Source organism: Amycolatopsis sp. NPDC051045 (assembly GCF_040682955.1).
In the GTDB taxonomy this organism is placed as follows: Bacteria; Actinomycetota; Actinomycetes; order Mycobacteriales; family Pseudonocardiaceae; genus Amycolatopsis.
In genome coordinates this window covers 54,173-79,603 of the sequence record NZ_JBFBCC010000028.1, presented here as the reverse complement: position 1 = coordinate 79,603, position 25,431 = coordinate 54,173, and the positions used below count along the sequence as shown (strand labels likewise).

18 protein-coding genes are annotated in these 25,431 nt (G+C 71.5%); 10 read left to right on the top strand and 8 right to left on the bottom strand.

Annotated elements, in window-relative coordinates; all coding sequences use genetic code 11:
• Nucleotides 1-227 precede the first annotated feature (227 nt).
• Entirely contained in the window at nt 228-422 is a 195-nt protein-coding gene (locus tag AB0M80_RS38830; RefSeq protein ID WP_364574927.1) for a hypothetical protein, read from the top strand.
• 250 nt (nt 423-672) lie between these two features.
• Nucleotides 673-3,360 carry a glycoside hydrolase family 9 protein gene (locus AB0M80_RS38825; RefSeq protein WP_364574925.1) on the top strand — a complete coding sequence of 896 codons (2,688 nt, stop codon included), beginning with the start codon at nt 673-675 and terminating at the stop codon, nt 3,358-3,360.
• Between the two features lie 11 nt (nt 3,361-3,371).
• Here the strand turns inward: AB0M80_RS38825 and AB0M80_RS38820 are convergent, their stop codons facing one another.
• The 6 genes from AB0M80_RS38820 to AB0M80_RS38795 form a co-directional block, all read right to left on the bottom strand.
• Nucleotides 3,372-3,536: a hypothetical protein gene (locus AB0M80_RS38820; RefSeq protein WP_364574923.1), complete on the bottom strand. Its 165-nt coding sequence runs from the start codon at nt 3,534-3,536 to the stop codon at nt 3,372-3,374.
• A gap of 172 nt (nt 3,537-3,708) precedes the next feature.
• Entirely contained in the window at nt 3,709-6,906 is a 3,198-nt protein-coding gene (locus AB0M80_RS38815; protein ID WP_364574921.1) for a BTAD domain-containing putative transcriptional regulator, read from the bottom strand.
• Between the two features lie 140 nt (nt 6,907-7,046).
• Nucleotides 7,047-8,270, bottom strand: a complete 1,224-nt coding sequence (locus tag AB0M80_RS38810; protein ID WP_364574951.1) for an FAD-dependent monooxygenase — start codon at nt 8,268-8,270, stop codon at nt 7,047-7,049.
• A 204-nt stretch (nt 8,271-8,474) separates the two neighbouring features.
• The gene (locus AB0M80_RS38805; RefSeq protein ID WP_364574919.1) at nt 8,475-9,200 is read right to left on the bottom strand and encodes a TetR/AcrR family transcriptional regulator; all 726 of its coding nucleotides are present in this window, start codon (nt 9,198-9,200) and stop codon (nt 8,475-8,477) included.
• Between the two features lie 26 nt (nt 9,201-9,226).
• Nucleotides 9,227-9,484: a hypothetical protein gene (locus AB0M80_RS38800; protein WP_364574917.1), complete on the bottom strand. Its 258-nt coding sequence runs from the start codon at nt 9,482-9,484 to the stop codon at nt 9,227-9,229.
• Between the two features lie 9 nt (nt 9,485-9,493).
• On the bottom strand, nt 9,494-10,069 hold the full coding sequence (locus AB0M80_RS38795; RefSeq protein WP_364574915.1) for a TetR/AcrR family transcriptional regulator: 576 nt from the start codon (nt 10,067-10,069) through the stop codon (nt 9,494-9,496).
• Nucleotides 10,070-10,175: 106 nt separating this feature from the next.
• Here AB0M80_RS38795 and AB0M80_RS38790 point away from each other — a divergent pair, with 106 nt between their 5' ends.
• Nucleotides 10,176-10,604 carry a DUF1801 domain-containing protein gene (locus tag AB0M80_RS38790; protein WP_364574913.1) on the top strand — a complete coding sequence of 143 codons (429 nt, stop codon included), beginning with the start codon at nt 10,176-10,178 and terminating at the stop codon, nt 10,602-10,604.
• 81 nt (nt 10,605-10,685) lie between these two features.
• Here AB0M80_RS38790 and AB0M80_RS38785 read toward each other — a convergent pair whose 3' ends face one another.
• Nucleotides 10,686-11,696 (bottom strand): YncE family protein, encoded by a 1,011-nt coding sequence (locus tag AB0M80_RS38785; protein ID WP_364574912.1) that lies wholly within the window; start codon nt 11,694-11,696, stop codon nt 10,686-10,688.
• 715 nt (nt 11,697-12,411) lie between these two features.
• On the opposite strand from AB0M80_RS38785, the gene AB0M80_RS38780 reads away from it, so the two are divergent.
• The 3 genes from AB0M80_RS38780 to AB0M80_RS38770 all read left to right on the top strand — a co-directional run bounded on the left by AB0M80_RS38780 (nt 12,412) and on the right by AB0M80_RS38770 (nt 18,922).
• Entirely contained in the window at nt 12,412-16,917 is a 4,506-nt protein-coding gene (locus tag AB0M80_RS38780; protein ID WP_364574910.1) for an RHS repeat-associated core domain-containing protein, read from the top strand.
• 192 nt (nt 16,918-17,109) lie between these two features.
• Nucleotides 17,110-18,315, top strand: coding sequence for an MFS transporter (locus tag AB0M80_RS38775; RefSeq protein ID WP_364574908.1), 1,206 nt, complete (start codon nt 17,110-17,112; stop codon nt 18,313-18,315).
• Nucleotides 18,308-18,922: an ABATE domain-containing protein gene (locus tag AB0M80_RS38770; protein WP_364574906.1), complete on the top strand. Its 615-nt coding sequence runs from the start codon at nt 18,308-18,310 to the stop codon at nt 18,920-18,922. The genes AB0M80_RS38775 and AB0M80_RS38770 overlap by 8 nt, the downstream gene beginning before the upstream one ends.
• A gap of 89 nt (nt 18,923-19,011) precedes the next feature.
• Here the strand turns inward: AB0M80_RS38770 and AB0M80_RS38765 are convergent, their stop codons facing one another.
• Nucleotides 19,012-19,404, bottom strand: a complete 393-nt coding sequence (locus AB0M80_RS38765) for a hypothetical protein (protein ID WP_364574904.1) — start codon at nt 19,402-19,404, stop codon at nt 19,012-19,014.
• 206 nt (nt 19,405-19,610) lie between these two features.
• On the opposite strand from AB0M80_RS38765, the gene AB0M80_RS38760 reads away from it, so the two are divergent.
• From AB0M80_RS38760 to AB0M80_RS38745, 4 genes are all read left to right on the top strand, one after another.
• Nucleotides 19,611-22,478 (top strand): BTAD domain-containing putative transcriptional regulator, encoded by a 2,868-nt coding sequence (locus AB0M80_RS38760; protein ID WP_364574902.1) that lies wholly within the window; start codon nt 19,611-19,613, stop codon nt 22,476-22,478.
• A gap of 227 nt (nt 22,479-22,705) precedes the next feature.
• Nucleotides 22,706-23,560 carry a formate/nitrite transporter family protein gene (locus tag AB0M80_RS38755; protein WP_364574900.1) on the top strand — a complete coding sequence of 285 codons (855 nt, stop codon included), beginning with the start codon at nt 22,706-22,708 and terminating at the stop codon, nt 23,558-23,560.
• A gap of 356 nt (nt 23,561-23,916) precedes the next feature.
• Nucleotides 23,917-24,114 carry a hypothetical protein gene (locus AB0M80_RS38750; RefSeq protein ID WP_364574898.1) on the top strand — a complete coding sequence of 66 codons (198 nt, stop codon included), beginning with the start codon at nt 23,917-23,919 and terminating at the stop codon, nt 24,112-24,114.
• Nucleotides 24,111-25,364 (top strand): nucleotide sugar dehydrogenase, encoded by a 1,254-nt coding sequence (locus AB0M80_RS38745; protein ID WP_364574896.1) that lies wholly within the window; start codon nt 24,111-24,113, stop codon nt 25,362-25,364. The genes AB0M80_RS38750 and AB0M80_RS38745 overlap by 4 nt, the downstream gene beginning before the upstream one ends.
• The last annotated feature ends 67 nt before the right edge of the window (nt 25,365-25,431 follow it).

Below are 25,431 nucleotides of genomic sequence, written 5' to 3'. Positions count from 1 at the left end.
GGACGCCGGGACAGTCCCACCCCGCCGGACCAGCGGGAACGCCACCCGCGTGGGACGCCGCTGGGACGGACCTCGGCCCGGTTCCCGGCCCGACCCGTGACAGCTGGGGTTCCGGTGGGGGTCACCCGAGTCGGTGGCTTGGACCGCGGAGCCGTTCTTTCGCTCCGTTCCGGGGCACTTCTGCGGGGACAGGCGAACGGAAACGGCTCTAGGACAGGAGTATCGCCATGCGACGAATCACTGCCGCCATCGGTGTCTTGGCGTTGACGGCCGGAGTCTTCCTCGGGCTGACGGGAACGGCCTCGGCCCAGGCCGAAAGCGTGCCGCCGTTGGCGGCGTGCGTCGGCAGCTCGCTCCTGATGTTCAACACGACGGCCTTGTGCGTCGTCGACCGGCACTACCCCGTCATCATCTGGGGCTGACCCGTCCGGCGCGAAAGCCGGCCCGGTGCTCCGGGCCGGCTTTCGCGGGGGGAACTTGAGAGCGCTCCCAATCAAGCCCATCACAACGCCGCCCCCTTTCACAATTCCTTGCCGGCTTTATGACGGACATTACGGCGGTTGGCCTCGCAAGGTGCCGCCGATCCGCCTACTGCGAACCCGCGTGCTTTACACGATTGATCCGGCTCCTTACCCTTCGCCCTGGAAGCGCTCCCAGGACCGAGGAGGCGGAGTGCGCACTTCACCGACGAAGGCGGTTTCCCGAGCGGTCGTGGCCCTGCTCGTGCTCGGCCTGACCCTGGGGATCCCGGGCCTGTCCGCGGGGGCCGGCGCCGCCGCCGGGAAGTTCGACTACGGCGAGGCGCTGCAGAAGGCCGTCTGGTTCTACGACGCCCAACGCTCCGGCGTGCTGCCCGCCGACAACCGCGTGTCCTGGCGCGGCCCGTCCGCCGTGGGCGACGGCCAGGACGCCGGCCTGGACCTCTCCGGCGGGTTCTACGACGCCGGTGACCACGTCAAGTTCGGGCTGCCGTTCGAGTTCAGCATGACCACACTCGCCTGGGGTGCGCTGGAGAACCGCGCCGCCTACCAGGCTTCCGGCCAGTGGCGGTACCTGCTGTCGAACCTGCGCTGGGGCGCCGACTGGCTGATCAAGGCGCACCCGCAGCCCAACGTGCTCTACGGCCAGGTCGGCAAGGGGGACGACGACCACAAGTGGTGGGGTCCCGCCGAGACCATGACCATGGCCCGCCCCGCCTACCGCGTCGACACCTCTTGCCCCGGCTCGGACCTCGCCGGCGAGGGCGCCGCGCAGATGGCCGCCGGCTCGCTGGTGTTCAAGGCCGACGACCCCGCTTACGCGGCCACCCTGCTCACCCACGCCAAGCAGCTCTACTCGTTCGCCGACAACTACCGAGGCGTCTACTCCAACTGCATCACCGACGCCCAGAACTTCTACAAGTCCTGGAGCGGCTACCAGGACGAACTGGTGTGGGGCGCGATCTGGCTCTACAAGGCCACCGGTGACACCGGCTACCTGACCAAGGCGCGCGCCGAGTACGAGAAGCTGGCCACCGAGCCACAGACCTCCACCCGCTCCTACCGCTGGACGCTGGCCTGGGACGACAAGTCCTACGGCGCGTACGTCCTGCTCGCCCAGCTCACCGGGGACGCCGAGTACGTGGCCGACGCCAACCGCTGGCTGGACTGGTGGACCACCGGCGTCAACGGCCAGCGCGTGCCCTATTCCCCGGGCGGCCAGGCCGTGCTCGACCAGTGGGGCTCGCTGCGGTACGCCGCCAACACCGCGTTCGTCGCCCTCGCCTACTCGGACTGGCTGCGGACCACCGACCCGGCCCGCGCCGGTACCTACCACGCCTTCGCCGTGCGGCAGATCGACTACGCGCTCGGCGACAACCCGCGCGGCGCGAGCTTCGAGGTCGGGTTCGGCGTCAACCCGCCCCGCAACCCGCACCACCGCACCGCGCACGGCTCCTGGGCCGACAGCATCCTCGAACCCACGGTGAGCCGGCACGTCCTGTACGGCGCGCTCGTCGGCGGCCCCAGCTCGGCCAACGACGCGTACACCGACGACCGCAGCAACTACACCATGAACGAGGTGGCGCTCGACTACAACGCCGGCTTCACCGGCGCACTGGCCCGGCTGTACGGCGAGTACGGCGGCGCGCCACTGGCCGCCTTCCCGCAGCGGGAAACCCCGGACGGCCCGGAGATCCTGGCGCAGGGCGCGCTCAACCAGCCCGACGGCGGCACGTTCACCGAAGTCAAGGCGTACGTGATCAACAAGTCGGCGTGGCCGGCGCGCACGTTCACCGGCTCGCTGCGCTACTACTTCACGCTCGACGGCGCCACGACGCCCGGCCAGATTTCGGTGACCTCCGCGTACAACCAGTGCGACGCGCCGACCGTGCACCAGTTCTCCGGCCCGGTGTACTACGTCGAGGTGCCGTGCTCCGGCGGCGTCGCCCCCGGCGGCCAGTCCCGCTACCGCAAGGAGGTGCAGTTCCGGATCGCCAGTGCCGGAACCTGGGACCCCGGCAACGACTGGTCGCACACCGGCCTCGCCCCGAGCGGAACCGCGCCGGTGAACAACCCGCAGCTCGTGCTCGCGCAGGGTTCCGCGGTCCTGTGGGGCACCCCACCCGGACAGTCCACAGGGGACACCACGCCGCCTGCCGCGCCCACCGCGGTCACCGCCACCCCCGGCAGCACCAGCGTCGCCCTCACCTGGACCGCCGCCACCGACAACGTCGGCGTCGCCGGGTACGACGTGCTGAACTCGGCCGGTGCGGTGGTCGGCAGCACCGCGAGCACCGGTTACCAGGTCACCGGCCTCACCCCCGCCACCGCGTACACGTTCTCGGTCCGCGCCCGGGACGCCGCCGGCAACCAGTCCGCGCCCAGCAGCGCGGTATCGGTCACCACCACGACCGGCGGCGGCAACACCGGCACCGGCTCGCTCGCCGTGCAGCAACGCGACGGCAGCGGCGCCATCGGCAACCAGATCCGCACCGGCCTCCAGATCGTCAACCGGGGCAGCACGCCCGTCGCGCTGAACGGCGTCACCGCGCGCTACTGGTTCACCGGCGACGCCACCAACCCGGGCTACCAGATTTGGTGCGACTACGCGGTTCTCGGCTGCGCGAACGTCACCCTGCGCGTCGTGAAGCTCAGTACACCGCGCCCGGGGGCCGACGCCTACGTCGAGGTCGCCTTCGCCGGCGGCACCCTCGCCGCCGGCGCGAGCACCGGCGAGGTCCAGGTCCGGGTGGCCAAGGCCGACTGGTCCACCCTCAACCAGGCCGACGACTACAGCTACCGCGCGGCCGCGTCGTTCAGCGACCTCGCGACCACCACCGCCTACCAGGCCGGAGTCCTCACCTGGGGCACCGAACCCTGACCCCTCGTGCTTCACCGGCGAACGGCCACGCCTCGATGAGCGAGGAGCGCCGTCAGCAGCGTGGCGGCCACCAGCAGGTATCCCATCGTCGTCACGGCCACCACGGGGATCGGGCCGAGGCCCGCGCTCAGCGTGCCCGCCGCCGTGAGGTCGGCCTGATGCCGGGTTGAAGCCACCGTCCCGCAGAATTGCGTCAGGGTGATCGCCCGGGCCGGGCGCCGGTCGACACCGGAGTCGTGGGTGCCGCGGTGGGGGGAGGAGCCACGGCACCCACCCGAGGGGGGATGAAGGACGCCTTCAGCGCAGCGAATGCACTGAAGGCGTCCTTCCGGGCCACCGTCCCGGTCCTCAACCCCGGGCCGGCTCCGAAGCCTCCGGAACCCCCAGCACCGTGAAGATCTCCAGAGCTGCCGCGCGCAACTCCGAGGCGGCGGCCGTGTCCCCGCGAGACTCCTGGACCGCGGCGGCCACCCGCAGGGCACGTGCCTCGTGCAACTGCTGGCCGTTCTCCCGCGCGCCCTTCAGCGCCCGAGCGATGTACCGCGAAGCCGCCGGGCGGTCGCCCAGGTCCAGGCACGCCGCCGCCAGCTCGGTCAGCGCCGCGCATTCCAGCACCCGCATGCCCGTCTCGTTCATCTTGGCCAGGGCCAGCTCCGTGTGCGTCACCGCGTCCGACGGGTGGCCGATCGCGCGGTGCGCGGCAGCGAGCCCGATGAGAACGGACGTCTCGCCGTAGCGGAAGTGGATCTTCCGGGCCAGCTCCAGCGCCACCGAATATCCCTCGATGCTGTCCGCGATCCGTCCCCGCCGCCGGGCGACGGTCGCGAGGATCTCCAGCGCGCCCGCTTCCTGCCGACGTTCGCCCAGCTCACGACCCTTTTCCAAAGCCTGCCGGGCGCACTTTTCCGCGTCACCGTAGCGGCCGAGGTCGCAGTAGGTCTCGGCGAGGCACACCAGGTTGTTGGTGAACATGTGCCACAGTCCCCACTGCTCGCACAGCAGCAGACCTTCCTCGTGGCATTCCGCGGATTCCCGCATCCGGCCCGCCGTCCAGTGGGCCAGCCCGAGCCCGTTGAGCGCGAGCAGCCGGACGTACCGGTTGCCGGACCGCTCGCTGAGCTCGACGGCCTCGGTGTGCCACCGGATCGCCGTCTCGACCCGGCCCAGCGACAGCAGCGACACTCCGATGTAGTTGGTCTCGCGGGCCTCGGTCCCCAGGTCGCCGGTCTGCCGGGCGATGGCCAGCGCGCGCTCGTGGTGGCGCATCCCGTCGCGTGGCCTGCCGAGCTGCGAGTACACCCGGCCGAGGCCGTGCCGCGCCTCCGACTCGGCCGCGGGGTCCATGTCCGTCCCGCCGCATTCGAGCGCTTCCTCGTACCGGGCGATCGCGGCGTCGTAGTCGCTCAGGTAGTAGGCGATCGTCCCGCGCAGCACGAGCACCGAGACCTCGGCGAGGCGATCGCCTGCGTCGCGGGCGGCGCCCAGGGCGGCGTTGGCCACCGCGAGCCCGTCCGCCGCGAGCCCGCGCCCGGCGTAGTAGCCACGCAGGGTGTCGGCCAGCAACGTGCTGTAGCGGCGCAGCTCGGGCGACCGAGCCGCGCGTTCGACCGCGGCGACGAGGTTCGGGCGCTCCTCGCCGAGCCAGCGCATCGCCGGCTCGTCGTCCTCGAACGACGCCTCGGGTGCCGACGTGGCCAGGATCCGGCGGAACAGCGGGTACAGCCGCTGCGTGGCGGCCACCGCGGTGTCCAGGTAGTACTCGTACAGCCGGGCGTCGGCCGCGGCCAGCTCGCCGGGCACCTCGTCGGCCCGCGCGCGGTCGGCGGCGTATTCGCGCAGCAGGTCGTGGAACTGGAACCGGGTGGCGCTGCGCCGGGTCAGCAGGCTCGCCGCGACCAGCCGGTCGAGGCAGCGCCGGGTGTCCGGGCCGGCCAGCGCTTCCGCCGCGGCGAGGCCGAAATCGGGACCCGGGATCCGGCCCAGCAGCCGGAACACGCGCCGCGCCGGTTCGTCGAGCGCCTGGTAGGACAGCTGGAACGTCGCGCGCACGGCGACGTCCGGGTCGCCCTCGATGGCCAGCTCCGCCAGCGGGTCGGCACGCAGCGCGGCCACGTAGTCCCCGATCGAGGAGTACTTGCCCCCCACCAGGTTCGCCGCCGCGATCCGCAGCGCCAGCGGCAGGTGCCCGCACAGGTCGGCGAGCCGGTCGACGGCCTGCGGTTCGGCGTCGACCAGGCCGGGGCCGAGCAGGTCGGTGAGCAGCGTCCGGGTGTCCGAGGTGGTCAGCACGTCCAGGGCGAGCACCCGGGCGTCGTTGAGCACGGTCAGCCCGCGCAGGTCGCCGCGGCTGGTCACCAGCGCCGCGCAGCCGGGGTGCGGCGGCAGCAGCGGCCGGACCTGATCGGCGCCGGCCGCGTTGTCCAGCACCACCAGCACCCGGCGTCCGGCCAGCAGCGTCCGGTAGAGCACGACCTGCTCGTCCAGCGTCACCGGCACCTGCAAGGCGGACACGCCGAGTGCGCGCAGGCACAGCGTCAGCGCCTGGGTCTTGGACAACGGCGAGGTCGACGCGTACCCGCGCAGGTCGACGAACAGCTGGCCGTCCGGGAAGCGAGCGGCCATCCGGTGCGCCCAGTGCACGGCCAGCGCGGTCTTGCCGATCCCGCCGGGCCCGGCGATCGCCAGCGTCCGGTCCCCGGGTGGGTCGCCGAGCAGCGCGTCGAGCTTCGCCAGGTCCGACGTCCGCCCGGAGAAGCTGGGCAGGTCCGCGGGGAGCTGGCAGACGGCGGGAAGCGGTTCGACGGCCGCCGGCTCTTCCGGTCCGCTGAGGATCGCGCGGTGCGCCGCGCGCAGCCGCGGGCCCGGCTCGACGCCGAGCTCCTCGGCGAGCATCCGGTGCACGTCACGGTAGGTCTCCAGCGCGTCCGCCTGCCGCCCGCACCGGTGCAGCGCCAGGATGTACAGCGCCCAGAACGACTCCTGCCAGGGGTGTTGCCGGGTCAGGGTGCCGAGTTCACCGACGATTTCGCGGTGCTTGCCCAGCTCGAGGCTGACCTCCAGGTAGCGCTCACGGGTGCGCAGCAGCTCCTCGGCGAGCGGAGCGGCCTCGTCGCGTTGCAGCGACTCGGACGGGATGTCGGCCAGCGGCGCACCCCGCCCGCACGCCAGCGCCTCGGCCAGCAGCGTCCGTTCGGTCTCCGGGTCGGCCTCGCGGGCCCGTTCGACGAGCGAGCGGAAGCGCTCCAGGTCCGACTGCCCGGGCTCCAGCCGCAGCAAGTACCCGTCCGGGCGCGTCTCGATCAGGGCCTCGCCGAGCGCACGCCGCAACCTCTGCGCGTAGAGCTGCGCGCTCTTGCGCGCGGTGGGGGGCTGCTCGCCGCCCCACAGGTCCTCGGCGAGCCGGTCGAAGGTGACCGTGGCGTTCGCGCGCAGCAGCAGCGCGGCGAGCACGATGCGCAGCTTCGGCCCGTTGACCGGGACCGGCGTGCCACCGCGTGTCACCTCGAGCGGACCGAGGATTCCGAACCTCAGATCGGATGTGCCCACGTCTTCCCCTCGCACGGACAGCACGAGGTGGGTCGGCTGTCCGCTGCCGACCAGGGTAACGGGGTGCTGCCGGCTCGCCGACCGGTACGCGACGAGATCGCCGCTCCGATCAGGTGGGCGGCAGCACCCGTGGCGGTGGCCTACGGCTTGGCCGACGAGGCGATCGGCGGTGCGGCCGAGGCCCCGGAGTCCGGCACCTGCGCGTAATCGGGCAGCTCGACGCCGTTGAGCGCGCGGTCGATCACCCCGGTGAGCCACTCGACGTCGGGCTCTTCGCCCGGCTCGGCGTCCGGGGCGGGGACGTCGCGGCTGCGCGCGTGCAACCGGCCGATCTCCTGGTTGGCCTCGACGAACGAGCGCATCCGCGTCTCGTAGCCCGCGAACCCGGCCGCCGGGTCCCACCCGGCGGCGGCCAGCTCGCCGGCCAGCAGGTAGGCGCCGACCAAGGCCAGCCCGGTGCCCTGCCCGGACAGCGGCGACGAGCTGAACGCCGCGTCCCCGAGCAGCCCGACCCGGCCGCTCGACCAGCGGTCCATCACCACCTGGGCGACCTGGTCGAGGTAGAAGTCCGGGGTGTCGTCCAGGTGCGCGAGGATGCGCGGGGTCCACCAACCCAGGCCGGCCATCCGCTCGCGCAGCAGGCGCTTCTGGGCCTCGACGTCGCGGTAGTCGACGTCGAAACCGGCCGAGGCGAAGGAGAACATGGCCATCGCCCGGGTGGCGTCCTGGATGGGCCGCAGGCCCGCGGAGCGCCCGGGCTCCTGGTGTTCGATCAGCCAGCGGTCCAGCCCGAACTCGTTGGGCACGGTGTAGAAGGCCAGCACGTGCCCGAGGTGGCGGATGAACCGCTCGCGCGGCCCGAAGACCATCTCGCGCAGCGCCGAGTGCAGCCCGTCGGCCCCGACCACCAGGTCGAAGCGCCGCCGGGCGCCGCCCGCGAAGGTCACGTCGACCCCGTCCGCGTCCTGGGTGAGCTCGGCGATGCGGTCGCCGAAGACGTACTCGACCCGGTCACGGGTGTCGTCGTGCAGTACCCGGGACAGGTCCCCGCGCAGGATCTCGATCTCCGAGATGTACCCGTCGCCGCCGTCGTCGTCCGCGCGGTGGGTCTCCAGCACGGTGCCGTCGACGTCGACGATGTACGCGCCGGCGGTCTCGGTGCGAGCCGCGCGCACCGCCGCGTCCAGCCCCATCCGCCGGATCACCTCTTTGGTCACCCCGCGCGCGTCCACCGCCTGCCCGCCGGGACGCAGCCCGGGCGCCCGCTCCACCACGGTCACCTCGGCCCCCCGCCGGTGCAGCCAGTGGGCCAGCGCCGGCCCCGCGATGCTCGCTCCCGCCACCAAAATCCTGGTCCCGCTCACCGTGTCCCCCTGCTCGCCCGTCCGGATCACCGGCCGGATCGTACAGCGGCCGACGGCGGCAGAACGTTCCCGACAGCCGATCCGCGCTTCATTCGAGGGCGGCTCATCGGCTCCCGGCCGATCGAGCCAGCCCTGTCGCACCCAACCCGGGCTCCTCGTGTTGTCCGATGTGGACAGCGGCACGTCCCGGTGCGCGGGTCGGGGTCAGGACGGGGTGCGGATCCGGTTCAGCCACTTGAGCAGCAGAGCCGTCTCCTCCGGCTCCAGCGGTGACGCGCCCGGTTCCCGGAGCTGGGCCTCGAGCTGGAGGGCCGGCACCGTCATCGCGTGGCCCGGTGCCGCCCCGGCAGTGGTCTCCGGTGTGAAGCACGCGGCGAAAACCGCGTCGCGCACCCGGTGGGAAAGGCCCGGATCGCCGTAGCGGGCCGGTTGGGAAAGCATGCTCAGCGCGACACCGACGTTCGCCGACAGGATCGCTTGGGCCGCTTCGGCCGGCGGAATCCGGAGCGCGCCGATCGCCGCGCAGCGATCGAGCGCGTGGACCAGCAGCCCGAAGATCCGGCCGGCGGGCGCGGGGACCTCCGGCAGGACGGGAGAGAACATGAGCCGGTAGAGCGCCCCGTTGGTGAGGGCGAAGTCCATGTGGTCGTCCCAGCCCGCGCGCAGGTCGGCGACGGGGTCGTCCGTGGACTCGAGGGCCTGTTTCCGCTGGACGTAGCGCTCGAACCCGTTCTGCACCAGCGCGTACAGCAGCCCGTTCTTGTCCTTGAAGAGCCGGTACAGGATGGGCTGGGCCACCCCGATCGCTTCGCACACCGCGCGAGTGGAAATGTCGTGGTCTTCCGACTCGATCAACAGCCTTTCGGCGGCTTCGAGCATGCGAGCACGGACGTCGTCGGCCTTCGCACCCCGCGTGGTGGCATCGGACATGACCAGCCCACTCGCCTTTCCCTGAACTACCCCGGCCGTACCGGCCACCGGGATCTCCGGATCACCTTATTCCAGCCGCCGTCGACCACTTCGTCCACGATCACGGACGGAAGCAGCTGTTCGATGCCGATCCGCCGGTAGAACCCGGCGCGGATGCGGTCGTTGACGACGGAGACGACTTCGCTGCCGTCGTTGCTGGGGTCGACGTGGACGCGGAAGGGGCGGAGCCCGGCCGAAGCCGGCACATCGGCAGCGAGCGGCCGCTCGACGACCGGATCGGCCACCGCTGCCGGCTAACGGCCGTATGCGGCCATGAACATGTCGAGCAGGTCGTCGATGGCCTGCTCGTCGACCACTCGGGTCGAGAGCAGATGGCGGTAGTACAGCGTGCCGCACAGCACCTCCGCCGGGAACGTCAGGTCCACACCCGGGACGAGCTCTCCGGCCTCCTGGGCGCGGGTGATCCGGTCGAGGGTGCGCAACTCGACCGTGCGCAGAAAGCGGTCGTGCAGCGTGGCCCGCAGGGTTTCGTCCGCCTGCGCCTCGGCGATCACCGCGCGGTAGACCGGCCCGATCGGCGGACCGGCGAGCGCGGGAGCCGAGCGCAGGAACTGCTCACGCAGGTCCGCCCGGACGTCGCCGGTGTCGTGGTAGTCGAGGTCGGTGGTCCACGCGCGGCTGAGCGCATCCAGCAGGAGCGCCGCTATCGACGGCCAGCGCCGGTAGATCGTGTGCTTGCCGACGCCGGCCCGACGCGCGACCGCCTCGACGTTCAAGCCCGCGTAGCCGACTTCACCAGCGAGCGCGAGCGTCACATCGAGCAGTTCGGCGGTGCGGGCCGCACCTCGACGGCGCGGTTCCTCGGCCATGACCCGAGCATATCGGCACGCACCGTGCCATTGACCGGATCGGCTCCTTCGGGTCATCATGAGCCCTAACGGCACGGCACGTGCCGATAATCCAAGGAGTACCACTATGGGGACACTTACGGCCGAGGAGCGGGCCGCGCTGAAGGAACGAACCGCAGAGCTCAAGACCGCCACCCGCCGCACCTCGCAGGCAGAAAAGGCCACGCAGGCCGAGCGCGACGTGCTCGCCAAGATCGCCGAAATGCAGCCGTCCGACCGGCTCCTGGCCGAGCGGGTCCACGCCGTCGTCACGGCCGAGGCGCCGGTTCTGGAACCGAAGCTGTGGTACGGCATGCCGTCCTACGCGCTCGACGGCAAGGTCGTCTGCTTCTTCCAGAGCGCGGAGAAGTTCAAAGCGCGCTACGCCACGCTCGGCTTCAGCGACCTGGCCCGGCTGGACGACGGCCCGATGTGGGCTGCGGCCTTCGCACTGACCGAAGTGACGCCTGAAGTGGAGAAGAGGATCGCCGAACTGGTGGCACGAGCGGTGAACTGAGGCGCGGCCGGGTCCGCGTCCGGCGCGAGCCCGGCCGACCTCGGCACAAAGAGCAGCAGAGCGCGTCCGCGCCGACGAGGGTCACGAAGTCACGGCGAGCCCCTCCGGTTCGCTGCCGACGGGCACGGTCGCCACGACGGTGTTCGTCGCGGTGTCGAGAACCGACATCGACCCCGAGGCCGAGTTCGTGACGAACACGTAGCTGGCGTCGGGGGACGCCGCCAGCCCTTCGGGCTCGTCCTGCACCGGGATGGGCGCCGGCGCGTTCCGGCCCAGCACCGACACCGTGTCGGAACCGGCGTTGGCGACGTAGACCTGGCCGCGCGGGGTGACCGCGACGCCTACCGGTGACTGCCCGACCGGCTGCGTCGTCATCGGCGTCGGCGTCGTCGCGCTGAGGGAATTCACGCTGTTCGAACCGGTCGCCGCCACGTAGACACGGTCGCCACCCGGGCTGACCGCGATCCCGGCCGGGAAGCGGCCCACGGGCAGCGTCTCGACGACCCGGTCCGACCTGACGTCGATGACCGAGACACTGGCCGCGCCGTTGTTGGTCACGTACACCAGGCGCCCGTCCGGGCTGACCGCCGGGCTGTGCGGGAACCGGCCCACCGGGATGTGCCCCTCGACCGTGTTCGTCGCGGTGTCGATCACGGTGACGTTGTCGGCGCCGAAGTTGGCGACGTAGGCGTGCGAATCGGTGACCGCGACACCGAACGGGTGGAGGCCCACCGGAACGGTCGCCAGTGTCGCGTAGGTCCGGGCGTCGATCACCGAGACGGTGTTGGAGAGCTCGTTGGCGACGTAGACCCGGTCCCCGCCGGGTGCCGCGCCCACACCGACCGGTGACCGTCCAACCCGGACGGTCGCCACCACCTCGTTCATCCGGGTGTCGTACACGGTGACGCTGTCGGAGCCACTGTTGGCCACGAACACCTGCACACGCGAGGGATAGGCGTGCGCGTCCGGGCAGACGAGACCGAACGCGAGGAGGAGCAGCGCCGCCAGCACCCGGCCGGCCCGTCGGCCGGGAATCCTTCCGGCGACCCGCCGCGAACGAGGAATCGACGTCGTGCCGTTGCCGAATGACATTGCCTTCTCCAGGTACAGCCAACGTGTCTTGCACAGGAAATGAAGGCTTTTCAGATTCGCTGATCGAACGCCTTCCGGGAGGCCGGCTGACGAGGCGCTTGTGGCGCGTCGATTTCCCGGCTGGTGCCAAGCTAACCGACCCCTCGGCGAGCCTGCCACCGGAACAAGATCATGATCGCCCCGACGGGTGAAGACGACGCCGGCGCACCAAGCGGATTACCGCGTGACCCTTCCCTCCTGCGCGTATCGCCGATGCCACGGGAAGGTCGCCTAAACATCCCGACGGGGTGCTTTTCGGCGATCACGTCTTTTTACGGCAATCTTTATGACGCGATGTCTCGCCGAGCACAGCGTCGCCAGAATCGCGGCACCTCAATCCGCCTCACGGGCCGGCCCCACGGAGATGCCTTTTCCCGTTTTTGCGCTCAAAACGTTCCCTCCCGGAAACGGATCCACTGTCGAGTTCTCCTGCCACCGCCGGACAAGTGACCACAGCAGGGACGGTCGACGACGGCCGGACCTCTCCGAGCACCGCCGGCGCAAGGCCGGCTGAGGCTTTGTGCCCGGGAGGCCCGAAAAGCCTGTCCCGGCGGGCAGCCGAGCACCAACCCATACACCGGCCATCGCGGCGTTGCTATCCTCCCGACGAGTGATCGTCGACAAGGGCGCCACCGGCTGGCGACCCGGTTCGCCGGCCCCCCGGAAAGGTCGCGTAGTGGGAAACCCGCTGGTTGCGGAAACCAAGGACTCCACCAAGGCGTACTCGGGCATTTCGCTGCTGGAAACGGCGAACGACCTGAAGTCCGCGATCGAGAGCGGCGACTGGGCCGCCGTGGCGCTCGGCGCCGTCGGCACCGCACTGGACGCCCTCTCGATGGCGATGGACCCCTTCGGCGCGATCCTCGCCGCCGGCGTCGGGTGGCTCATCGAACACGTCGGCCCCCTCAAAGAAGCCCTCAACGGCCTCACCGGCAACGCCGACGAAATCGCCGCCCAGTCCGAGACCTGGAAGAACGTCGCCGCCGAACTCGGCAGCATCGGCCAAGACCTCACCGGCATGGTCCAGGCGGACACCGCGTCGTGGACCGGGAACGCCGCCGACACCTACCGCCAACGCGCCCAAGACACCGTCACCCTGCTCGAAACCGCCCAAAAAGGCTGCGAAGGCGCCTCCAGCGGCGTCAAAACCGCCGGCGAGGTCGTCGCCGCCGTCCGTGCGCTCGTCCGCGACATCATCGCCGAACTCGTCGGCCACCTCATCAGCTGGGCACTGCAAGTCGTCTTCACCCTCGGCATCGGCATGACGTGGGTGGTCCCCCAGGTCATCAACGCCGTCGCGAAGACCGCGTCGAAGATCGCGGACCTGGTCAAGCGGCTCGTCACCGCGTTGAAGGCACTGATCCCGCTGCTCAAGCGCGCCGGCGACCTCTTCGCCGACGCCGCCAAGGCACTCAAGAACATCAAGCCCGGCAAAGCCGCACCACCGCCCAAGCACGCCGACATCAACGGCAACCCGAAGGGCCCGGACGGGCCGAAGGGCGACGGCAACACGACGCCGTCGGGCGCTAAGGGCGACAACACCACCCCGTCCGGCGCCAAGGGCGACCCGCCGCCCAAGAGCGATCCGCCGCCGGCGTCCAAAGGTCCCGACGACACGCCGTCGCCGAACGGCTCGACCACGCCCTCCGGCGGTGGGAAAGGCTCCGGCGGCGGGAAAGGCTCGGGCGGCGGGAACGACGGTGGCCGGCCGCGCGGCGGCGGGCTCGCCGACGACAACAAGACCCCCAAGGAGAACTCGACCCCGACCGACTGCCGCCCGGGCAGCGGCGACCCGATCGACATGACGACCGGGCGGATGATGCTCGCCCAGACCGACGTCGAGATCGAGGGCGTCCTGTCGCTCGTGCTGGACCGCGCCCAGTTCTCCGGCTACCGCAGCGGTGTCCACTTCGGACGGTCCTGGGCGTCGACCGCGGACCAGCGCCTGGAAACGGGGGACGGCCGCGTCGACTTCGCCGCCGAGGACGGCACCCTGCTGGTCTACCCCGTCCCGGGCGCCGCGGCCGTCGCGCCGGTCGAGGGCCCGCGGTGGCCGCTGCGGCGGCTCGGTGACGAGTACGTCATGGAGCAGCCGGACCTCGGCCGCACCCTGCACTTCCCCGCCGGCGGGGACACCGGCTGGCTGGCGGCGATCTCCGACGCCGACGGCAACCGGATCGTCTTCGACCGCGACCCCCACGGGACGCTGCGCGAGGTGCGGCACTCGGCCGGGCACCGCGTCGCCGTCACCACGACCGACGGCCGGATCACCGAGCTCACCTCCGTCGGCGCCCGCGACGACGACCGCGTCACCCTCGCCCGGTTCGCCTACGACGAGCGGGCGCAGCTGGTGGAGGTGGTCAACTCCTCGGGCCGGCCCTACCGGTTCGCCTACGACGACGCCGGCCGCATCACCAGCTGGCACGACCGCAACGGCCGGGGCTACGAGTTCACCTACGACGAGCTGGACCGCTGCGTCCGCGGCGCCGGGCCGGGCGGGGTGCTCGCCTACACCTTCGCCTACGACCGGGAAACCCGCGTCAACCGCGCGACCGACTCGCTCGGCCACACCACCACCTTCGAGCTGAACGAGGAGTTCCAGCTCGTCCGCGAGACCGATCCGCTCGGCGGCGTCACGACCTACGAGTGGGACCGCCACGACCGGCCGCTCGCCGTGACCGACCCGCTGGGCCGGGCCACCCGGTACGGCTACGACGAGCACGGCAGGCGGACGTCGGTAACCCGCCCGGACGGGAGCGTGCACAGCGTCCGGTACGACGGGCGGGGCCGTCCGCAGGCCACGATCGAACCGGACGGCGCGGTGTGGGCCCACGAGTACGACGAGGCCGGCCGGCTCGTCGCGACCACCGACCCGATGGGCGGGGTCCGCCGCTACGGCTACGGCCCGGGCGGGGCGCTCAGCTCGTTCACCGACGAAGAAGGCCGCACGACGGGGATCGCGTGCGACGCCCTCGGCAAGCCCCGGACGGTCCTCGACCCCGCCGGTGGGCGCACGGCCTACACCTACGACCGGCTCGGCCGCGTCGAATCCGTCACCGACCCGGCGGGCCACACGACGACGTTCGCGTGGACGGTCGAGGGCGAGCTGTGGAAGCGCATCGCCCCGGACGGTTCCGTGGAGCGCTTCACCTACGACGGCGAGATCAACGCGATCGAGCGGACGGACGCCGCGGGCGCCGTGACCCGGACCGACTTCGGGCCGTTCGACCTGCCCGTCTGCGAGATCGCGCCGGACGGCAGCCGCACGCGGTTCGCCTACGACACCGAGCTGCGGCTCGTCTCGGTGACCAACGCCGCGGGTGCGCAGTGGCGGATCGACTACGACGCCGCCGGGCGGGTCGTGCGCGAGACCGACTTCGACGGCCGGGTCGTCACCTACCGGCGGGACGCCGCCGGCCAGCTGGTCGAAAGCACCACGGGCGCCGGGGAACCGACGACCTGCACCTGGGACGCGCTGGGCCGGCTGACCGGAAAGCGCCGCGGGGACCGCGTCACGACCTACGCCTACGACGCCGCGGGCCGGCTGGTGCGCGCGACCAACGCCGACGCCGACCTCACCCTCGCCTACGACCGCCTCGGCCGGGTGGTGGCCGAGACGTGCAACGGCCGGGAAGTCCGCTCGGGCTACGACCGCAGCGGGCTGCGGACCGCGCGCCGCACCGCCTCGGGCGTCACGAGCACCTGGACCTACGACGCGGCGAGCGCGCCGGCCGAGCTGAGCACGGCCGGCCGGTCGATCCGGTTCGCGCACGATCCGGCCGGCCGCGAGATCGGCCGTGTCTTCGGCGCCGCGACGCTGACCCAGACCTGGGACGCGAACGACCGGCTCGTCGAGCAGGTCGTCGCGGAAGCCGACGGGCAGCCGCGGCAGCGGCGCGCCTACCGCCACCGGGCGGACGACGTGCTCGCGGGGGTGGACGACCTGCTGTCGGGCCGCCGCGAGTTCGCGCTGGACCGGCTGGGCCGGGTCACCGGGCTGCAGCGGCCCGACGGCAGCGAGCGGTACGCCTACGACGCGGCGGGCAACATCGCCGTGGCGGAGTGGGCCGCCCACCCGGCCGCGGGACCCCGCGAGTACACCGGGACGCTGGTGCGGCGCGCCGGCGACGTCGAGTACCGCTACGACGACCTCGGCCGCCTGACCTGGCGGCAACAGCCGGGCGGCCCTGCCGGCTGGAGCTTCGCCTGGAACGCCGACGACCGCCTCGAGCAGGTGCGGACCCCGGACGGCCACGAGTGGCGCTACGCCTACGACGCGCTGGGGCGCCGGGTCGCCAAGCGCCTGCTCGGCCCGGACGGCACGGTCGCCGCCGAGACGGTCTTCGTCTGGGACGGGATCGTCCCGGCCGAGGAGATCGTCACGAGCGGCGGCGCGCCGGCGCGGGTCACGACGTGGGACTGGGAACCGGACCGGCCGGTGCCGGTGAGCGTGCTGGACCGCCGCACCCGCGCGGACGGTGGCCTCGACGAGCAGTTCCACGCCGTCGTCGCCGACCTGATCGGCAGCCCGGCGGAGCTGGTCGACGAGTCCGGCCGGATCACGTGGCACTCGGCGCAGACCCTGTGGGGCCTGGAGGCCGGTGGCCCGGGGCCGACACCGCTGCGGTTCCCGGGCCAGTACTTCGACGCCGAGACGGGCCTGCACTACAACGTCAACCGGTACTACGAGCCGGAGACCGGGCGGTACATCAGCCCGGACCCGATCGGGCTCGGCGGCGGCACCAACCCGCACGCCTACGTCCGCAACCCCACCGGCTGGCTCGACCCGGTCGGCCTCAAGGGCGGCAAGTGCAAGGGCGGCAAGGCGAACAACCCGGTGCTGGCCAACAACCGTCCGGGCCAGCCGGTGTTCCACGGCAACGCGAACGTGCCGGTGACGGAGATCAGCGACAAGAAGTTCGTCGGCATCCTGGAGAACCTCGCCGCCGGCCGCGGCGAAGGCGCGCGCCGGGCCAAGGAACTGCTGAAGCAGATGCAGGAAGGCCGCGGCTGGCAGCAGACGGCCGGCATCCACCAGGGCGGCCTCGGCGGCGCGGCGGGCGGCGCCGACCCGCGGCCCCACATCACGGTGAACGTGGGCGGCCGCGGCTACCACGTCCACGTGGGCAGCTCCAACGGCAACCTCTTCGCCCAGGACATCACGCCCAACCCGATCCGCTGACGCACGGCACCCGGGGCCGCCGCGGGTGCCCGGCCTTCCTGACCCGACGGCCGGGTGCTCCCGGACTCCGCCAAAACGATGATCATCGGTGCATGCCGACGCGAAGCGCGTCCCTGACCGGTTCACTACTCCGTTCCAGTGAAACGGCGATAGACGGTGATTCAGCGGAACGGTCTCGGGTAGCCGGGATCCATGCATGCGGGAGGAACGAGCACCGCGACGCGGGAGGCGACCGAGGGCCGGTCGAGTCCTTGGCGTCTCGGCCTGCCGGGCTTGGCGACGCTCGCGGTCACCTATGGGTTCGGGCGGTACGGGTACGGCCTGTTCCTGCCGCGGTTCCAGGCCGACTTCGGCGGGTCGGCCGGCGCGCTCGGGGCGGTGACGAGCATCGGGTACCTGGGCGAATTGGTCGCGCTCGGCATCGTCGGCTGGTGGGCCGGGCGGAGGTCGCCACGTCTCCCGATCGGGGTGGGACTGGGTTGCGCGGGCATCGGGATGCTGCTCATCGCCGTGGCTCCCACCACGTGGGTGCTGGTCGTCGGAGTCGCGGTGTCCGGGATGTCCCCGGGGTGGGTGTGGACGCCGTATTCCGACGTCGTCCAGGACACCGTGGCGCCCAGCGCGCGGGCACACGCACTGTCGATGATCAGCACCGGCACGACCTTCGGGGTCATCCTGGCCGGACCGGCTGCGTTGTTCGCAGCCGACTCCCGCTGGAGGTGGGTGTGGCTCGGCGCGGCCGTCGCCGCCTTGCTCGTGACCGGGTGGACCATGCGGGTGCTGCCGGCCGCGTCCACCAGGAGCACGCGGCCTCGCGAACAAGCCCGATGGCGTGAGCTGGCCCTCCGCCCCGACGCGTGGCCTCTGTTCGTCGCGGCAGCGTCGTCCGGGCTGGTCGGAGCCTCCTACTGGTCGTTCGCCGGTGTCGCAGTCGCCACCGCCAACGGTGGAAACCAGCACGTAGCACCGGCGCTGTGGACGGTCATCGGGATCGCGGGAACGGTCGGCGTGCTCACCGGCCGGTTCGTCCGGCGGCACGGTCTCCGTGCTGTCTTCGTCTCCGCGCAGATCGTTCTTTCCGCCTCGACGGCGGTGTTGTGGCTGGCGCCCGCAGGCTGGGGATTCGCCCTGACCTCCGCCCTGCTCTACGGTGCCGGGTTCATGGTCGGCGGGACACTCCTGTCGGTGTGGAGCTCCACGGTCTTCGAAGACCACCCCACACGCGGCTTCAGCGTCGTGGTCCTCTTCATCACCCTCGGCGCGGTAGCCGGTCCGGCGGCGCTCGGACTCGTCGTCGACCACGCCGGATTCGCCACGGCTTTCGCCGTCGCCACGCTGCTCGCCCTCGCCACGTCGGTGGCGCTTCCCCGACGCTCCCAGGACAACTGCGATGCCTGAACCGCTGGAGCACATCGGCGGCATGGTCTGCCTCGACTTGGCCAACACCGTCGGCCCGCGACGGGCTCGTGCCGGCAAGGAACCCCACGACTACCTCACCGACTTCGCGAGCCTCGTCGAGTGGTCCGCGAACGCCGGGACCATCGGCGCGAACCGGGCCGGCCTGCTGCGCAGACGTAGCCAACGCGATCCGGAGGGCAGCCGGGACACCCTTCGGCGCGCCAAGCAGCTGCGCGAGGCCGTGTACGCCGTGTTCGGCGCCATCGCCCAGGGTGACGAGCCACCCGGCTCGGCGCTCGGTCAGCTCCAGCAGGCCTATGCCGAGGCGATGCGGCACGCCGCCCTGGTCTCCACACCCACCGGCTTGGACTGGAGCTGGTCACCCGGGGGCGAATTCGACTGTGTGCTCTGGCCGATCGCCCGCTCGGCGGCGGAAGCCGCGGTCAACGCCGACTTCCGCCGGATCAAGGAGTGCCCCGGTCACAACGGCAGCTGCGGCTGGCTGTTCTACGACACGAGCAAGAACGGGTTGCGCCGGTGGTGCAGCATGACCGCCTGCGGCACCTGGGAGAAGAGCAGCCGACGCAGCTTCACCAGACAGGCATGACCCCTCGCTGCCCGGGTGAAGGGCGGGAGGGGCCGGGCGCCTGCGCCGGCTGCGTGGAGGCGCAACCGGCGCAGTCACCTCGGAGTCGGTCAGGGGTGGGCGTACCCCTCACAGACCAGGTCGTGTTTGTCGGTTTCGTCCCTGAAACAGAGGACGACGGCGACGGCGCCGCCCGCGATGTCCACGGGCACGTTCATCGTGTCGGTGGACACGTCGTTGCAGTGCAGGCTGGTGCTCCTCCCCGGCCATTCCTTCCCGTTGGCGTCGTAGCCGTAGGCGTAGAGCCGGCGGCAGTTGCTGGCCTTGAACGAGTAGTCGACGTCGACGGATCGCTGGTGCCAGCGCAGCGTGCCGAGGGCGTAGGTCGCGCCGTAGCGGAGGATCGGGTCGATCGAGCTGGACGGGTCGGCGGTGGTCGTGGCGGGTGCCGCGGTGGCGATCGGCGCTCCGCCCAGAACGGTCGCCGCCACGACCGCGCTCACGGCGGCGGCCGCCTTCACACGGCTGAACGGAACCTTCGAACCGGCTCGATCCTGGTGCCGGACTGTTGTACTGGCCATCGTGGGTCTCCCCCTCGTCGAGACGACTGCAATCGAGGGGAGCTTGGCAGTGTTCACTGCAATCGCACTGCAGTCTTACGGAACGTGGCCGGTCAGAGGTACCCTCGCCCAGGGAGGGGGGAGTTTGCATGCCTGGTGTTCGATTCGGCGTGCTCGGACCGGTCACTGCCTGGCGTGGTGCGGCCGCGGTCGAAATGGGGTCCGGCAAGTGTCTCCGGGTGCTCGGGGTGTTGCTGCTGCACGCGAACCAGCGAGTGGACCGCGAGCAGATCATCGAGGGTGCCTGGGGGGTGAAACCGCCGAGGAGCGCGGTCAACCTCGTCCAGAAGTACGTCGGTGACGTGCGACGATCGCTGGACCTCGACGACGGCTCACTGCAGACGGTGGGCACCGGGTACCTCCTGCGGGTCGCCCCCGACCAGCTCGACAGCGCCCAATTCGCGTCCCGTCTCGCCAGGGCGCGCGAGACGAAGAGCGACGGAGACCTGACCGCCGCCCGGCAACACCTCGCCGACGCGATGACGCTGTGGCGCGGGCCCGCCTTCAGCGACATCGAGACCCCCGCGGCCGCCACCGAACGCGCCCGGCTGGACGAGTACCGCCTCGGCGCGCTGGAAGACCTCGCCGAGCTCGATCTGCTGCGCGGGGAGCACGCGCTGGCCATCCCCGAGCTGTCCCGGCTCACCGACGAGCACCCGTACCGCGAACGCGCGCGGGAGCTGCTGATGATCGCGCTCTACCGCAGCGGCCGCCAAGGCGACGCGCTCACCGTGTTCCACGACATCCAGCGCCTGCTGGCCGAGGACCTCGGCGCCAACCCCGGGCACGGCCTGCAGCGTGTGCACGCCCGGATCCTGCGCGCGGATCCCGCGCTCGACCTGGCCACCGCGGCCGGGGAGAACCGGCCGATCGCCCAGCTCCCCGCGGACATCCCCGACTTCACCGGTCACGCCACGCCGCTGCGCGAGCTGCTGGACCTGCTGGCCGAGCGACGGGTGGTGGTCATCGCCGGCGCGCCGGGGGCCGGGAAGTCGACGCTCGCGGTGCGGGCGCTCCACCAGGCACGAGACGCGTTCCCGGACGGCCAGCTCTACCTCGACCTCGCCGGCACGTCCGAAACACCCCGCGACCCGGCGATGATGCTGGCCGAGCTGTTGCGCGCGCTCGGCGTCACGGACGCGGTCATGCCACCCGGCCTGCACGAACGCGCCGCCCTTTACCGGTCGCGGCTGGCCGATCGCCGCATGCTGGTGCTGCTCGACGACGCTGCCGGCGCTCAGCAGGTCCGGCCGCTGCTCCCCCCGTCCGGCGGCTGCGCGGTGGTGGTCACGAGCAGGAACCGGCTGGCCGACCTGGCCGGTGCGGAGCACGTCGAGCTGGACGTGCTGTCCGCGGAAGACGCCCGCGACCTCCTCGCCCGCATCGCCGGGGCGGAACGCGTCGAGCGGGAACCGGAGTCGGCCGACGCGATCGTCCGGCTGTGCGGTCACCTCCCGCTGGCCATCCGGATCACCGGGGCCAAGCTCGCGGGCCGGCGCGCGTGGACCCTGCAGGTGCTGCGCGACCGCTTGGAGGACGAATCCCGGCGGCTGCGCGAGCTGCGGGTCGGCGACCTCGACGTGCGGGCCAACTTCGACCTGAGCCTCCGCCTGCTCCCCGAAGAAGCCGTCCGAGCGTTCCGGCTGCTGGGGCTGCTGGGCGCGGAAACGCTCCCCGCGTGGGTGATCGGCCCGCTCCTCGGCGGTCCGGCTCCGGACGACGTGCTGGACGCCCTGGTCGATGCCTACCTCGTGCGCCTGGTGACCACCGACCGCGCCGGCCAGCCGCGGTACCGGCTGCACGACCTGCTGCGCACCTACGCGGCGGAAGGCGCGCAGGACCACTACCCGGTCGAGGAACGCCGGGCGGCCGTGGAACGGGTCCTCTCCGCCTGGCTCGCCCTCGCCGAGCAAGCCCGGGATCTGTTCTACCCCAGCCTTTTCCAGCCGACGCCGGGTCGCTCGCCGCGCTGTGCCCCGGACTACGCCGTCCTCGATCCCATCGCCTGGTTCGACGCCGAACGCGGGACGTTGCTGCGGGCGATGGAACTCGCGGTCGAATGGGGCATGGACGAGCTGGCCTGGGAGCTGGCGATCGCCGCGGTGCCGTACTACGACCACCGCAGCCTGTACCAGGACTGGAACCGCAGCCACCAGGTCGCGTTGGAAGCCGCCGGCGCGGCCGGCAACACCCACGGTGAAGCGGCGTTGCTGCAAGGGCTCGGCCAGGTGCACATCTACCTCGACGAAATGGACGAGGCCCGCCACGACCTGCGCCGTTCCGTGAAGCTGTACCAGGCCACCGGCGATCGACGCGGCGAAGGACTCGCGCTGGCGAGCCTGGGCACCGTGCACCGCGTCCGGGGCGAACTCGACGCGGCTCTGGCCGTCGACAGGGAGGCGCTGGCCCACCTGGTGGCGGCCGGGCACCGGCAGGCGGAAGCACAGATCCGGACGGCCATCGGCATCATCGGCTTCGAACAGGGCGCCGATGACGCAGGTCAGTGGATAGAGGACGGCTTGCGCATCGCCCGGCGCCTCGGCGACCGGCACCGGCAGGCGGTGATCCTCCGCACGCTCAGCCGGTACCACCAGGGAGTCGGCGACACACCGGCCGCACTGCGCGACCTCACCGAAGCGCTGACGATCTTCAACGAAATCAGCGACAAGCGTTGCGGCGCCTACACCGACCAACGGCTCGGCGTGATCTACGCAGGACTCGGTGACCACTTCCGGGCGGATTCGGCCCTCCAGCGCGCGGCCCACGTCTTCCGGCTCAACGGCGACCGCAGCAACGAGGCCGCGTGCTGGCAGCAGCTCGGCGAGCTCGAAACCGAACTCGGCGACGCTGTCGCGGCCCGGCGCCACTTGAGCTTGGCTGCCGGTTTGTGGCGAGCCGTCGATCTGCCCGAGCGCGCCGAGGGTGTGCAGGCGGTGTTGGACGCGGTGGCCGACTGATGACGTCCAGGCCGGCGAGCACGCAGGCCGCGGTCGTGCCGACCTCGCCCGCGGCGTAGCGCCGACGGACTTCGCGGGCATCGCGTAGGTCCGGCCGGCGCCGCGCGACGCCGGCCAACGGCCGCACATCCCCACCGGGGAGTAGTTCCGATCCGCTCGGGTAAGCGCACGACCGCCGACGCCGGTGGTCGCGCGCACCAGGAATTCCGCAGCGGGTTGGAGAGGCGATGCCCAGCGATTCGATCGACCAGGACCACAGCTTGAACCTGCGCTCTCCCGCCGGGAGCCGGGACGAGCCGGACCTCGAGGAAGCGTTCGACCGGATCATCGCCGAAGGCCGCGACCGGCTCGGACGCCCGCTGCTGCCGCTGGCGGCCACCGGCTTGCTCGGCGGCGTCGACGTCGCCGTGGGAGTGCTGGCCTACCTGGTCGTCGAGCACGAGACCGGGCAGCCACTGCCGGCCTCCGCCGCGTTCACGATCGGCTTCATCGCGCTGCTGCTCGCACGCAGCGAGCTGTTCACCGAGAACTTCCTCGTCCCGGTCACCGCCTTGGCGTCCGGAATGGGCACCTGGCCACGGTTGCTCCGCCTGTGGCTGGTCACCCTGACCACGAACCTCGCCGGCGGTCTCGCGATGGCCGGCATGATCGTCGTCGCACTGCCCGATCTCCGGGCCACCGCGGCCGCGAACGGCCTGCACTACGCCACGCTCGGCACGTCCTGGCGCTCGTTGTTCCTGGCCGTGCTGGCCGGCGCCGTGCTCACGCTGATGACCCGGATGCAGCACGCGACCGACAACATGGGAGTCAAGCTCGTCGCCGCGGTCGCCATGCCGTTCCTCCTCGTCGGAGCACAACTGTTCCACTCGGTACTCGACTCGATCATCATGTTCGCCGGTCTGCTGGGCGGCCTGGCGCACTACTCGTGGGGGGACTGGGCCCTCGCGCTGGCCTGGTCGTCACTGGGCAACATCCTCGGCGGCATCGGCCTGGTCACCTCGATCCGGCTGCTCCGAGTGGCACACCGAGTCGAAGAGGCACAGGACGATGCCCGCGGAAAACCCGGTGACCGAACCACCTGACCAGCCACTCCACTCCCCCCGAACTCCGGTCGACTACCCTGTGTGCCATCGGATGCACCCTCAGTACACGATGTGCGCGGAGACTCGTCGCCGAAACGACGCTGAGTGGTCGTTTTACCGGACACCCGCCGCGGCTCCCACCCTTTCCGGGCCGGTGCTGCCAGACCTCCTGACGCGTCGCTCCGGCATTGCTAAATTCGATCGGGGCAGTCGCGAAATCCGAGGAGGTAATGATGAGAAAAGTGCTGGCATCGAGTGCCGCAATCGTGCTCTGCGCGCTCCTGATCACAGCAGGATCGCCGGCCTCCGCCACTCCCGGGAAGGCCGCTGGGCGGGTTGTCGTGTTTTCCACGGAATTGCAGAAACTGGACACGTGGGAAAACCCGGAGGGCTGCCAGAAGCTGCCGGCCCCCGCGCACGTGCTCGTCAACGAGACGGACGCGGTGGTCAACATCTACGGCGATCCGCTGTGCATGACGCCGAACCTCTCCGTGGAGCCGGGGTACGGCGCGCACGTCGCCCCGGAAACCGGCTCGTTCTCGGTCGGCGCGTGAGGCCCGGCGCCGACCTGGTCGTGGTCGGGCTGGGCTACGCCGGCCTGCCACTCGCCGAGCTGGCCTGCCGGTCGGGGCTGCGCACCACGGGTTTCGACGTCGACGACGGCGTGGTCGCAACGCTGGCAGCCGGCCGGTCACCCGTCGCGGGAGTGTCCGACCCCGGCGTCGTCGCCATGCTCGGCTCCGGGTTCACCGCGAGTGCGGACCCGGCGCAGCTCGGCGCGGCGGACGCGATCGTGATCTGCGTGCCGACCGGCCTGACCGGCGATCGCGTGCCGGATCTCGAGCCGCTGCGCGCGGCTTCGGCGACCGTCGGCGACCGGTTGCGGCCGGGCACGCTGGTCGTGCTCGAGTCGACCAGTTTCCCCGGCACGACCGAGGAGGTGGTGCTGCCGATCCTCGAGCGGCACAGCGGACTGCGGGCGGGCGAAGACTTCTACCTGGCGTTCGCGCCGGAGCGGATCGACCCCGGCAACACGCGATTCGGCCTGGCCGACACCCCGAAGGTCATCGGCGGCCACACACCCCTGTGCGCGAAGTACTGCGCCACGTTCTACAGCCGGTTCGTCGACGCCGTGGTCGTGGCCAGGGGAACCCGGGAGGCCGAGCTCGCGAAACTGCTCGAGAACACCTATCGGTTCGTGAACATCGCGCTGGTCAACGAGTTCGCCCGGTACTGCGACACGACCGGCATCGACGTGTGGGACGTGGTGCACTGCGCGGGGACGAAGCCGTTCGGGTTCGCGTCGTTCAGCCCGGGCCCCGGCGTGGGAGGGCACTGCATCCCCGTCGACCCGGTTTACCTGACCACGCGGGCCGGCCAGGACGGGTTCACGTTCACGCTGGTGGAGGCGGCCGCACGGGTCAACGAAGACCTGCCCGTGCACGTGGTGGACCGGGCCGAGACGCTGCTCGGCGACCTGCGGGGCGCCACCGTGTTGCTCCTGGGGGTGACCTACAAGGCGGACGTGCCGGACGTGCGCGAGTCACCCGCCCGGCCGGTCGCGGCGCAGCTGCTCGCGCGCGGTGCGGACGTCGCCTACCACGACCCGCACTTGGCCGGCCTCGACCTGGGAGACCGGCCGCTGCGCCGGGAGCCGGATTGGCGCACCGCCGCGGCGAGAGCGGACCTGACGATTCTGCTGCAGGACCACCGGGATTACGACCTCGTCGTGCTCGCGAACGCGTCCCGGCTGCTGCTGGACACCAGGGGAAAGGTTTCCGGCAGCCGCGTCCGGCATTTGTGATACGTCCCGGTCCGCGTCGGCCCGGGCAGTTGTGTCGATTTCACAGTGTCAATTCCGCAGTGTCAAT

What these genes read in the sequence shown, in the direction of transcription:
- AB0M80_RS38830 (WP_364574927.1), top strand. Translation starts at nt 228, where the DNA reads ATGCGACGAATCACTGCCGCCATCGGTGTCTTGGCGTTGACGGCCGGA.
- AB0M80_RS38805 (WP_364574919.1), bottom strand. Translation starts at nt 9,200, where the DNA reads ATGTCCGATGCCACCACGCGGGGTGCGAAGGCCGACGACGTCCGTGCT.
- AB0M80_RS38795 (WP_364574915.1), bottom strand. Translation starts at nt 10,069, where the DNA reads ATGGCCGAGGAACCGCGCCGTCGAGGTGCGGCCCGCACCGCCGAACTG.
- AB0M80_RS38790 (WP_364574913.1), top strand. Translation starts at nt 10,176, where the DNA reads ATGGGGACACTTACGGCCGAGGAGCGGGCCGCGCTGAAGGAACGAACC.
- AB0M80_RS38785 (WP_364574912.1), bottom strand. Translation starts at nt 11,696, where the DNA reads ATGTCATTCGGCAACGGCACGACGTCGATTCCTCGTTCGCGGCGGGTC.
- AB0M80_RS38775 (WP_364574908.1), top strand. Translation starts at nt 17,110, where the DNA reads ATGCATGCGGGAGGAACGAGCACCGCGACGCGGGAGGCGACCGAGGGC.
- AB0M80_RS38770 (WP_364574906.1), top strand. Translation starts at nt 18,308, where the DNA reads ATGCCTGAACCGCTGGAGCACATCGGCGGCATGGTCTGCCTCGACTTG.
- AB0M80_RS38760 (WP_364574902.1), top strand. Translation starts at nt 19,611, where the DNA reads ATGCCTGGTGTTCGATTCGGCGTGCTCGGACCGGTCACTGCCTGGCGT.
- AB0M80_RS38755 (WP_364574900.1), top strand. Translation starts at nt 22,706, where the DNA reads ATGCCCAGCGATTCGATCGACCAGGACCACAGCTTGAACCTGCGCTCT.